At 60.7% G+C, this 10,791-nt stretch carries 9 protein-coding genes; 6 read left to right on the top strand and 3 right to left on the bottom strand.

What is annotated here, in order from left to right:
• The first annotated feature begins 473 nt into the window (after positions 1-473).
• The 4 genes from PZA18_RS13390 to PZA18_RS13405 are packed head-to-tail and all read left to right on the top strand — an operon-like array spanning position 474 to position 5,957.
• A complete protein-coding gene (locus tag PZA18_RS13390) occupies positions 474-1,733 on the top strand; it encodes a hypothetical protein (RefSeq protein ID WP_284101354.1) in 1,260 nt (419 codons plus the stop codon).
• Positions 1,730-2,341, top strand: coding sequence for a condensin complex protein MksE (locus tag PZA18_RS13395; RefSeq protein WP_284101355.1), 612 nt, complete (start codon positions 1,730-1,732; stop codon positions 2,339-2,341). Before PZA18_RS13390 ends, PZA18_RS13395 begins: the two co-directional genes overlap by 4 nt.
• The gene (locus tag PZA18_RS13400; protein WP_284101356.1) at positions 2,341-5,094 is read left to right on the top strand and encodes a hypothetical protein; all 2,754 of its coding nucleotides are present in this window, start codon (positions 2,341-2,343) and stop codon (positions 5,092-5,094) included. Before PZA18_RS13395 ends, PZA18_RS13400 begins: the two co-directional genes overlap by 1 nt.
• A complete protein-coding gene (locus tag PZA18_RS13405; protein WP_284101357.1) occupies positions 5,094-5,957 on the top strand; it encodes a DUF7281 domain-containing protein in 864 nt (287 codons plus the stop codon). Before PZA18_RS13400 ends, PZA18_RS13405 begins: the two co-directional genes overlap by 1 nt.
• A 329-nt stretch (positions 5,958-6,286) precedes the next feature.
• On the opposite strand, the gene PZA18_RS13410 is transcribed toward PZA18_RS13405, so the two are convergent.
• Both PZA18_RS13410 and PZA18_RS13415 read right to left on the bottom strand, forming a co-directional pair.
• Positions 6,287-7,573 (bottom strand): hypothetical protein, encoded by a 1,287-nt coding sequence (locus PZA18_RS13410; protein ID WP_284101358.1) that lies wholly within the window; start codon positions 7,571-7,573, stop codon positions 6,287-6,289.
• 131 nt (positions 7,574-7,704) lie between these two features.
• Positions 7,705-8,424, bottom strand: coding sequence for a helix-turn-helix domain-containing protein (locus PZA18_RS13415; RefSeq protein ID WP_284101359.1), 720 nt, complete (start codon positions 8,422-8,424; stop codon positions 7,705-7,707).
• 119 nt (positions 8,425-8,543) lie between these two features.
• Here PZA18_RS13415 and PZA18_RS13420 point away from each other — a divergent pair, with 119 nt between their 5' ends.
• Both PZA18_RS13420 and PZA18_RS13425 read left to right on the top strand, forming a co-directional pair.
• Entirely contained in the window at positions 8,544-10,040 is a 1,497-nt protein-coding gene (locus tag PZA18_RS13420; RefSeq protein ID WP_284101360.1) for an AAA family ATPase, read from the top strand.
• A 299-nt stretch (positions 10,041-10,339) separates the two neighbouring features.
• Entirely contained in the window at positions 10,340-10,534 is a 195-nt protein-coding gene (locus tag PZA18_RS13425; RefSeq protein ID WP_284101361.1) for a hypothetical protein, read from the top strand.
• Between the two features lie 117 nt (positions 10,535-10,651).
• Here the strand turns inward: PZA18_RS13425 and PZA18_RS13430 are convergent.
• Positions 10,652-10,791, bottom strand: a 140-nt coding sequence (locus PZA18_RS13430; RefSeq protein WP_284101365.1) for a transposase domain-containing protein, incomplete at its 5' end; no start/stop codon positions are given.

A 10,791-nucleotide genomic window follows, 5' to 3' on the forward strand; every position in this document is an offset into this window, starting at 1 on the left:
CCCCTCCTTGGGTCGCCACACTGCTGGGCGACATGACGCCACACTGCGCGGCGGGGTGTCAGCACACTGCTGCCACATTGGGCGGAGACCTCTTGACACTGAGTTCGCACATTGCCCCCACCTGCTTCGCACAAAGCAGGCACCGGTCTTCGCCCAAAGGTTGGCACCGTCTGTCGCACACTCAGACTGGACGCACGTTCGCAAAGAGGCTGTCCCCACGGTATTCGGCACATTCTTTGAGTTCGCTTCTTCGAGCTCAAAGAATGTGGCCGCTGGGCGCCAAGCCGACAGGTTTGGTGGGCAGCGGCAGCTGGGGACAGTGCAGGAGAAAGATGCGTCCAGATCAGGCAAAAGGTTGAATCCTTGCTGCGGCCACGGGCCGGTGTGCCGCCATGCGCGGCTGTGGGCGACACCAAATGGTCTGGAATCGCGCACCGAGCACGATGCTCGCCATGGCGGGAGGTTGAGCTGACATGGCCAACCCGCGTTCCCTGGTCTACGCGCTGTACACGTACTGGGACACCGTTGAGGTCTTGGTGAGGCTGTCCCGCGAGTTTGCGGTGCTCACCACCGAACAAGTGCTGGGCTGCATCGCCAAGGTGGCTCCGCAGATGGATGCCGAGGCCCAGGGGGCAGCCCTGCGCGCCATGGTGAATGCAGACATCCTCCAACCCTGCGCACGAAGCAGCGACCTGCAGCTCAATGCCTACGTGCTGGACTTCGTGCGCGGGCTGACTCGCGAGCACGAGCTCGGTCTGGCTGCCGTGCTGCAAGCACGCGTTGCCGCCATCCGCGAGGCCACGGAGGCACTCAACGAGGGCATGCAAGCTGCCGACATGGATCGGGCACGGGGGGCAGCCAACAAGCTCGCTGAACTCTTTCGCCAGATCAGCCTGCAACTGGATCAAGACCGCCACGCGCTGCTGGAACTCGCCGAAGACGCCAAGAGCGCCGACGCCAGCATGCCCATCGCCCAGCGCTACCGGCGTGTGCTGGAGGCCTATGACCACTACGTGGAGCCGATGAACCAGATGATGGACACCGGCCCGCACGGCACGTTTTACCGTTACCTGGAAGACGCCGAGCGCTCGCTGGACCTGGCCTTTGAGCAGCTGTCGGTTCAAGGCGGGCTGTACTCACATCGCCTGCAGCTCAGGCAGGTGGCGCACCAGGCCAAGGAGCTGCGGCGATTTGGCCGTCTGATCGCTCAACAGTGCGCCGACACGGTGCTGCCGTTGCGCGAGGAGATGCGTCAACACAATGCGCTGACCAGTGCCGTCAGCCTGCTGCTGGGTCAGGTGCGCAAGCGGGGCCTGCGCCGAGCCTTGTCACGGCATACCGCCGACACCGCGATGCCCGTTTGGCGCAACGAGCGGGGCTTCCGCTTGCAGCTGGGCGATGAGGTGCGAGCCGTGATGGCCGCAGCGCAGCACTACCAGCCGCAATCGGTGGCCTTCCCGCAAGATGAGCCCGGCAATGCCCCACCGCTGCTGGAGCACGTGGACGAGGCGGCCATCCGGCGGCAACTGAGAAGCAGCCTTCCGGTGGACAGCCTGCTGGACTGGCTGCATGCCCATCACGGCCACCTGCAGGACTCAACGCTGCTGCGCTTGTTCCATGAGTTGCAGAACGAAAGCAGTTGGCAGATTGAAGCCCGTGAGCACCCTGAGACCACCACTTTGCAGGCCATCCGCGTGCTGCACCATCCTCACCGAGTGAGCCTTCCGGAATGACGACCCCGCACCCACTGACGCCACTACTGGCACAGATGCCAGCACTGGCTGAGCTCTTCCGCTTGTTCCTGTCCGGCAAGCATCTGAACCGCATGGCCGAGCCTGCACTGTGGGCCGAACTTGAGCAGCACGAACCAGCCTACGCCGGTCTTTTCACTGCGCTGGGCTTTGAACTGCGCGTGGATGCGCGAGGCTTTGCTTGGTTCCACAGCACCGATGCCAGCAGCAACATCGGCAAGGTCAGCCGCCAACTGGCCCTGCTGTTCATGGTCATCTTCGACGCCAAAGCCAATGCAGGCAAAGCGCTACAGCGCTTCACTGACTGGCTCATTGATCGGGAATGGCTGGCCGAGGTGCACGAACAGCAGAAAGACCTACTGGACGCCGAAGGGCTGTCTCCCGATGGGCTGATCGATCTGCTGGGCCGCGCCTGCACGCTGGGATTCGCAGTGGCGGAGCCGGCAGGCTGGCGGCTGTTGCCCGCCGTCTGCCGCTACCTGGACCACTTTGAGGGCCTGGCCGCAGCCTCCCGAGATGACGACAACGAGGCGGACGCTGCCCCTGAGGAGAGCGGCGACGACGTGCTGAACGACGAGGAGAGCGACTGATGCAGCACGGCTTTCAACGCCTGGTTTTGCTTGGCAGCGCAGGCTACTCGCGCGCCGAGCTTCCGCTGGATGGCGCAGTCTCCCTGGTGGCGCCCAACAACACGGGCAAGACCAGCCTGATCAATGCCCTGCAGTTCCTGCTGATCATTGACCGGCGCCGCATGGACTTTGGCGCGCACGACGTGGAGAAGAGCAGGCGGTTTTACTTCCCCAACAACAGCGCCTATGTGCTGCTGGAGGTGTCGTTGCCGGAATCCGGCACCGTGGTGCTGGGTTGCGTCGGCAAAGGCGTCAGCTTCGAGTACGAGTACTTTGCCTACGCCGGTCCGCTCAAGGTGGAAGAGTTCTGCCTGCCCGATGGCTCGCTTGTGGCACAGCCCAAGCTGGCCAGCCATCTGGCCACCCATGGGCGCCGCGTGTTCAGCTACAGCGGCAGCGAGTTCGCCGACATGGTGTACGGCGGCCGGAATCGCAAGCTCAGCGGATCACAAGACTTCTGCGTGTTCCGTCTGGAGCACGCCAGTGACGCCAGCGTCTTCCAGCGTGTGCTCACCCGGACGCTGCGGCTGGACAAGCTGCGCTCCAGCGAGGTGAAAGACTACCTGCTGCAAATCTTCCGGCGTGATCTGCCGGATGCCAGCATCGACTTCAAGGCGGAGTGGGACAAGGCCTTTGCCGACCTCAACGCTGAGCGCAGTCAGTACCTGGCCGCCGAACGCCTGAAGGGCAGCCTCGCTGAACTGGAGCACAAGCAAGATGCTCGACTGACCCTGCGCGGCAAGCTGCTGTGCTGGCGGCCCATGATCGACGAGGCCCTGGGCCAGTGGCAGCAGCACTTCGAATCACGCCAGCAAGCCCTTCAGCACGAGCTGCAGCAGTGCGATGGCGAGCTGGACCGCTTGCGAGAGCAGGATCGCCAGGCTGTGCGGGAGCAGAGCCAGTGGGAGCTGGAGCAGAAGCAACTGCGCCAGGAGCGCCAACAGCTGCAGGCAATGCAACAGCGATTCGCTCTGGTCGAAAGCCGGGCGGTTCTGGAGAAGTGCCGCCGCGACGTGCAGGCCCAACGAGATGCTCTGGTGGTCCGCTTGGGACAGGCGCAAAGCCGGCCTCCGGCATTCATCGAACGCGAGCTCGCCCGCGTGGACAGAGAGCTGGCCCAGCTGACACAGGAGATGCGCACCCAAGGCCACAACCTCTACCAGCAGCTGGCAGGCGCGTTGCCGCCCGATCAATTGGCGGCGCTGAACAAGGTGCTGGCCAGACCCGTGCTGACCTTGGGCGCCGAAGACTTCCAGCTCGATGGCCAGGCGCTCTCCAAGGCTTTGGGGGATGCCAATGGTGAGCATGCTGGCCTTCCGGGACTGCAGCTGCGCGTCGCCGCCCTGCCTGAGCAGCACCAACAGCGCAGCCTGGCCGAGCTGGGCGAGCTGCTGCGGGATTTGCAGCAACAGCAGGTGCAGCTGAAGGAACAGCTGGCGACGGCACAAGCGCTGGAACTCGTCCAACGCGAACGTGATGGATTGGAACAGCAGCTGGTGCAGCTGGACGCCGAATTGCGGGACTACAGCCAGATGCAGGCCCTGCAAGACAGCGACGCTGAGCGGCAAGCACGGCTGGTGACACTCGACCAGAAGCTCGCCGAGCTGGCCACCAGTTTGGCGCAATCGGCTGCCCGGTACCGGGCGCTGGATCAGCAGCGTCAACAGCGGCAGAAGGATCTGGATTCACTCGGGCAACAGCACCGGCAGATCGAGCAACGCCGCAACCAACGCGTCGATCAGGAAGGCCCGTTCACGTGGCTGTCCGACTCACTCCACCACCCCTGGTTGGCACAGCCGGAGTTCGCGCTGGACCAGCTGGCCGAGCGACTGCAGACCTATCAGGCTGACTGCCGCCAGTTGCTGGAACTGGACGACCAGATCCGCCGACTGCTGGGCGAAATCCACACGGGCGGGCTCACCAAGTACCAGTTCGTCGGTGAGCCCGAGGCAGAAATCGCGCGCCTGGTGGAGTTCGCCCATCACCTGCCGCAGGAAGCCGAGGCCCTGGAAAAGAAGGTTCGTTCGGCGGTGGTGAACGTCGCGGCTTGCCTGCGCGAACTGCGCGATGGCTTGGCCGCGTTCAAGCGCCGGATGCGCGAGTTCAATCGCAAGATCAGCGGGCGCCAGCTCTCCGATTTGGCGGTCTTCAAGATCGAACCCGAAGACGAAACCGCGCTCGTCGAGGCCATCGAGCTGCTCATCAGCACGGCTGCCACAGTCGGCAATGGCGAGACCTTCGAACTCTTCAACCAGCAGAGCGTGCTGGATGATGACCAGCTCAACCGCGCCAAAACCCTACTCATCGAGGAAGGCAATGCCCGCCACGGCTTGCGCGTGGCCGACCTGTTCCGGCTGCGCTTCTGGGTGGGCAAGGCTGGTCGCGAGCCGGAAGCCTTCGACGACCTCGACAGCGCCGCCTCGAACGGGACGGTGCTGATGGCCAAGCTGGTGACCGGCCTGGCCATGCTGCATCTGATGCAGGATCAACGGCGCCCGATCCAAGGCATTTGCTATCTGGACGAAGCCCTGGCGCTGGATGCGCGCAACCAGCGCAGTCTGATCGAGACCGCTGCCGAGTTCGGCTTCTCGCTGATCTTCGCCTCCCCGGCGCCGCTGACCACCGTGCGCTACTGCGTGCCCATTCATCATCGGCAGGGCAGTAACCAGATCAGCCGCTTCAGCTGGCAGATCATCGAACCCGTGGAGGCCTGATGACGGAGCAGGCCCTACGCGCTGCGTTGCTCAAGCTGCAAGGCAAGAGCCCCTTACCCGCCAGCCAGTTCACCGCTGCACAACGCGGGGCCCTGGATCAATTTGCTCGGCAAACTGGTGCCGTGAACTGTCTGCGCCAAGGCCGAGGAGACGTATACAGCGTTTGCAATCAGGCTGTGTTCGACGCTCACGTGACCCAGCTCTCCCCTCAGATGGAGCCGTCAATCGCCGAACAGCTCCCTCTGCGCGCACAGCACGTGGCCCATGCCCGCGACAGCAAGGCCCGGCGCCATCAACACGGCAGCTATTACCCGCTGCTCAAGGCGGTCGGCGACACAGTCAGCTGGCGTGAGGTCGAAAGGGGAGCGGAGTTGGCACTGAGTGCTGCCACACGCGAGTTCGGTGCGGCCTCACTTTCCATTCAGTCAGATGACGCCTGGCACTCCGAGCGAGCACTCTGGCTCGTCGAGAACCAAGCCTTGTTTGATCGTACGGACTGGCTGCCCGAAGGCACGCAGGCCTCGCTGCTGTACTACGGCGGGCAGCTCGACGGCAGGCTACTGTCATGGCTGGGTCATCGGCCCCGTGCCAGCCAGGTGATTCTGTTTGCGGACTATGACGGCGTGGGCCTGAGCAATTTCACGCGACTTCGTGAAGCGCTGGGCGATGCTTGCGATTTCTGGCTGATGCCGCAGTGGGAAAGCAAGCTGGCGCGGTATGGCAGCGTCCAGCTATGGCGGGGCACCTTGCGCCACTTCACCACCGCCGTGGCGCAACTACCGGCGTCTGTGCGCGAGCTGACCGAGCAGATGCAGCACCTGGGAATGGCACTGGAGCAGGAAGCGGTATGGTTGCCTGCGTAGTATGGGCCCTCATCAACAGAGTGTTGATGTAAGGATTTTGATGTAGGCAGGTATCGGATTGACGAGAATAGTACTAACACCAAAAGGTGTTTTTCAAAGCTGAACGCACCGACCACGGTCGAAGAGACCATGGCCCCTATCTGCTTGCGCTGCCCCCGACTTAAGCACCTTTAGCAAGGAGCGAAGGGCTGCAAGTTGTGCCATGTGAGGCGATGGGCGCGACAATAATCGACTGGAGAACTTTACTGCTTCTTCAGCTTATCTTTCTGGCAGGGTAGATCGGTCATTCCAAAGGGGCCTTGGTGCGTTTCGCCTTTCATCGTGCGCATTCAGATCAGCAAAAGATCGTCCTTTTCCGCATTGATCTTCGAACTAAATAGAACACTTTGCCCAGCATCTGAGAACACGGTGTGCAGTCGAAATCCAGGACCCGGCGATCCCATATCCATGTACTCCCCCTGCCCAGTCGAAGCCTGAAACACGTCGGCCTGCTGGAAGATGTAGTCACTTGAGGCCAAAAGTTTTGTATCACCCGTTTGAAGATTCCTCATTTGAACTTTGGCTGGTTCAAAAGAGATTGTCCCCACGGGCATGACGACCTTACCAACACCAAAGTGATGTGATTTTTCAGCGAACATTACATTCGCACTGAGCATTAGACAGTGATTGATCAGAGAATTGTTACTCGCATCTCGCACATAACTTGGCTGATAGATGATGATGCAGTCAGCTTTGCTATCTGGCTCATTTACGATTAAATCAGCCTGTTTCTTTACCACTTCAGAGTCAGCATTGACATGCATTCGGATAAATACCACACGAATAGCATTCTTATCGCCGGACGTGTGTTTATAGATATTACTGGCCGCCGATCTGATCTTCGAAGCATAGCGCTCCATTTCCGTTGCGGGAGATGGACAGTGGATCAAAACAGAGTCCGAAACATGTCCAACAGAAATTCTGGCATTTGTTTGCAATTCGTGCACAGCCACCATTACGCCAGGAACTGGCTCAAAAATCGGTAACGATTGTATTTCCAATTTCTGAAAGGCTGCAATTATCAAATCAAAATGCTCCTGTTCAAGCGGCATTTGAGCCTGCACTCTCAACCCGAAATTCAGGCCTGTCAGGCGCAGCTTCTCCCGCCATTTACTTCGGAGCCTGCGAGATCGAGTTTCGAACGCCTTATAGGCGTCTGAGATGTCAATATTCTTCACCGAAATGTATTGACGCTTGCCCTCAGAGCCGCTTAGGGAGAAGTCATAGCCGGGATTATTTTTCACCGCTGGATCAATCTTCCATTTTTCAGAACCAAAGTAGCCTATGTAGATTATTTCCGTGCACAACCCTCGCGCTTTTACATCACTCTTTTTTATTTCACGAATAACTTTCTTGGCCCATTCTCGGTTCGAAGCAAGCACCTTTTGCAGGCAACTTCCAAATATAAACAGCTCCACAGTGGCGAGTCTATCCGTTCGACTCCAAAGCATTGACAGTGGCTTCTTTTGATCTTTCGATGCGAGGTAGCCCTCGCCAAAGTTATCCAGAATGGCTTTGAGAGCGCCAAGTGCCGCTCCTTCGTCACCTAGGTTCTTGAAATCTCTTCTGAGTGACATTAAAACTCCCTGATACGGTTGATATCTATATAAAATTGACTAAATTTGCTTTCGATTGCAATATGTCGCTCCAGTTTTTCGGAGGCCATCTGGTTTAACTTATGCCGACTACTGCGAAGTGAGGAATTGTCTCAGCCCAAAACCTTCATCTCAATCTTCAACGCCAACTCCGCCGGACTCATCCCCTCTAGCATGGCTTTGCGCAGGGTGGTCTCCAGCATCGCCCAGCCAATTGCATCCAGGCTCGTCGGCACGAAGAGATCAGTGGTTGACGCCTTCACGCGCTGCATGAATCCATGAGCCAGCTGGCCGCAAGGTATCTCACGTCCACCTTGCTCAGCCAAGCTCAACAGCGTTGAACCGACCTTCTCCCGTTCATGGGCTGGAATGCCCTCCAGCGCCACAGGCAATACGATCATGCGGTCCGGCCTGACAATCGCGGCCAGATCGTCCTGCGCAGTAGGACCCGGCGTCAGAGACAGCCGAAACCATGCCTCGCCCCACTGCAGGAATCTTGTGTGGGTCAAGCCGGGATGCTCATCGAGAAACAAGCATCGGGGCGCCACTGGCTCCTGAAGCAGGCTGAAAACGGTGCGCAGGTGCGCCCATTCACCTTGGTCGCTCCAGGTGTGCACCATGTCCGACCGAAGCTGCCCACCTTGGACACCCAGGTGGTAAAGCAACGCCGTCACGCGCGCCGCAGAGATGACCTGCGGTCTACCTTTAAGCCATGCAGACAGGTTGGCCGCGCGAATTCCGGTGGCGTCAAACACCGCTGCCAACGTGAGGCCTCGCAGACGCAAGAGCGCACCGGCCAGTATGGGGAGTTGCTCGCTGCTTAAGGCAGACATGTCGGCCTCCAAAAGAATCACAGTAAATCACTATAACTAAGACCAATGCAGCAAGCGAACACTGGATCATCGCGCCTTACATTGTTATAGTAATTTATAGTGAATCGAAAGTGGCCGCCATGACTCGTCCTAACAGCCGTCGCCCCATGAGCCGCGCCGCCTACCAAGCTCGCCTGGCGGCCTTGAAAACCGAGCACCCATGGCTGGCCAGGCAGGTGGTGGAGCCCGCCCCTGGCCACTTGGCGGTGCTGGCCCATTTCGTGGGCCAGTGCGAGCTGCTGATGAAGCCGGCCGACTACCGCCACCTGCCGCTGTTTTGCGCCACCAACCAGCGCGACAAGCTCAGCCTGCGGGTGGAACTGGTGGGCGCCAGCATCAACAGAGACAGGGCTTTGTTGGATCTGATCGAAGCCGCCCGACATGCCGCCCAACAACATTGCCCAGTTTGCTCCGCGCCCGTGATTGGCGGCGATGCGAACGCAGGCCAGGGAGTCCGCTGCAAGCAGCACGAGGCCACCATCGGGCTCTTCGCCGAAGACCTCAAGCGCAATCACAAACTGGCTGTAGCGGCAGGGCTACTGCCGGCCGCCACCAAGCCCGAGAAGTCGGTGCGTGGCGAGCCGCTCGATCCGTCCATCGACGATGCCGTGCACGCGCTGGTGCAGTCGTTGCCTGACATGCAGCCACCAGCTGCGGCGCCGGATCAGCCCGCCCCGCAGGCACCCCGGGCAACTCCCCAAATCGCATTTCTGGACGCCGCAGGCCTGCGCAGCTTTGTCGAGCGCCATCGCGCCAAGCCCGACGAGAAGGGCAAGCGGGCGCAGTACATCGCCGAACGCATCCGGGCTGCTGGCCACGAACGCCGCAAGCTGGGTGAGCTGCCCGATGACTGGACAGAACTGATCGAAGACTTCCAGCGCGACTTTCCCAACTTCGCGGAACTGGCCGAGGTACTGCACGACCACTTCGCCCTGCATGCGATGGGCGACGGCCGTGTCGCATGGTCGCCTATCCTGCTGGTCGGCCCTGCTGGGATTGGCAAGACAGAGGCCGCCCGCTGGTTGGCTGCGCGGCTGAGCCTTCACTTCCGTGTGATCGACATGGCCAGCACCCAGTCCAGCTCGCCGCTGGCCGGGTCGGAATCGTTCTGGTCGAACTCGGAGCCTGGCGTGGTGTTTGAGCTACTGGCCTACCAGCCGCTGGCCAATCCGGTGATCGTGCTGGACGAGCTCGACAAGACCGACCAGCAACGTCAGTACGACCCGCTCGCCGCGCTCTATACCCTGCTGGAACCTCGCAGCGCGTGCGACTTCATCGACCTCTCGATCCGCGACTTCGCTATCGACGCCAGCCACGTGAACTGGATCGCCACAGCCAACAGCATCGAGAGCATCCCAGCACCGCTGCTGTCACGCATGACGGTGCTGCACGTGCAGGCCCCTACGCCAGCGCAGGTGGCTCACATCGCTCGACAGATTTATGGCCGCATGCGGGCCGAGAGCCCGTGGGGGTCAGGTTTTGCACCGACGCTGGACGACCAGGTGGTGGACAAGCTGAAGAACTTGCCACCCAGGACCTTGGGGCTGGCGTTGAAGCGCGCTGGGGCGTGCTGCTAGAGAAGAGCGGGATCACATTCAGGTGTGCGACCTGCCAGCCCTCGCCATCTCGCCCCGAAAGGCGATGGGATTCGTGGCGTGACAGCACACAACGCTGCACGCGCAGTACGCTTGTGAGCGTTTCAGCGTACATCCAGCCTCTGCGACATCCGTGGGACGCAACCAGGCGATTACGGTAATTACGATAGTTACGGTAATCGCTGCAGCGGTCAGCCCCGCTGATGTGCTTGCCCGCACGTATGGCAAAACCAAGTGTTCTGCCACTGGCGCTTCGCGGCACTGTATGCCTTCGCCTGGGCATGCCAGCCATTCATCAGCAGCCAGCCCAGCGCGATGACTCCAATCCCGACTGCCGCTTGCTTCCAGTTGTAGATGAGCAGCGCCAAGAAGGACATGCCGACCCGGCAACCCCGCTCGAAAAGGTCGCACGCCGTAGCAGCGTGATAGACCGTCGCTCCACCCAACCCAAACGCAATGATGAACGGCATCGGTGACGGCGGTGCAGGCGGGGCGCAGTGCTGGGCCAACGCCGTAGACTGCGAGCCCTGGCTGCTGCCTTGAACGAACTGCCGTATCCGTCCGATCGCCCCACGTTGCGTCCGAAGCGTGAATCAGCTAGCGGTTGTTGAATTCAGGGGGAGTAGTTCATCAATGCGGCCATTAGGCCAGGTGGGGAGACGTTCAAGGGTGGCGGTCAGCCAGGCCAGGGGTTCGAGGCCGTTGAGTTTAGCGGTCGCCAGCAGGCTTTGAA

This window comes from Parachitinimonas caeni, assembly GCF_030129945.1.
GTDB classification, from domain to species: domain Bacteria; phylum Pseudomonadota; class Gammaproteobacteria; order Burkholderiales; family Chitinimonadaceae; genus Parachitinimonas; species Parachitinimonas caeni.

Bases quoted from the DNA above. Each gene is read 5' to 3' on its own strand.
- PZA18_RS13390 (WP_284101354.1), top strand. From the start codon at position 474: ATGGCCAACCCGCGTTCCCTGGTCTACGCGCTGTACACGTACTGGGAC.
- PZA18_RS13395 (WP_284101355.1), top strand. From the start codon at position 1,730: ATGACGACCCCGCACCCACTGACGCCACTACTGGCACAGATGCCAGCA.
- PZA18_RS13400 (WP_284101356.1), top strand. From the start codon at position 2,341: ATGCAGCACGGCTTTCAACGCCTGGTTTTGCTTGGCAGCGCAGGCTAC.
- PZA18_RS13405 (WP_284101357.1), top strand. From the start codon at position 5,094: ATGACGGAGCAGGCCCTACGCGCTGCGTTGCTCAAGCTGCAAGGCAAG.
- PZA18_RS13410 (WP_284101358.1), bottom strand. From the start codon at position 7,573: ATGTCACTCAGAAGAGATTTCAAGAACCTAGGTGACGAAGGAGCGGCA.
- PZA18_RS13415 (WP_284101359.1), bottom strand. From the start codon at position 8,424: ATGTCTGCCTTAAGCAGCGAGCAACTCCCCATACTGGCCGGTGCGCTC.
- PZA18_RS13420 (WP_284101360.1), top strand. From the start codon at position 8,544: ATGACTCGTCCTAACAGCCGTCGCCCCATGAGCCGCGCCGCCTACCAA.
- PZA18_RS13425 (WP_284101361.1), top strand. From the start codon at position 10,340: ATGCCAGCCATTCATCAGCAGCCAGCCCAGCGCGATGACTCCAATCCC.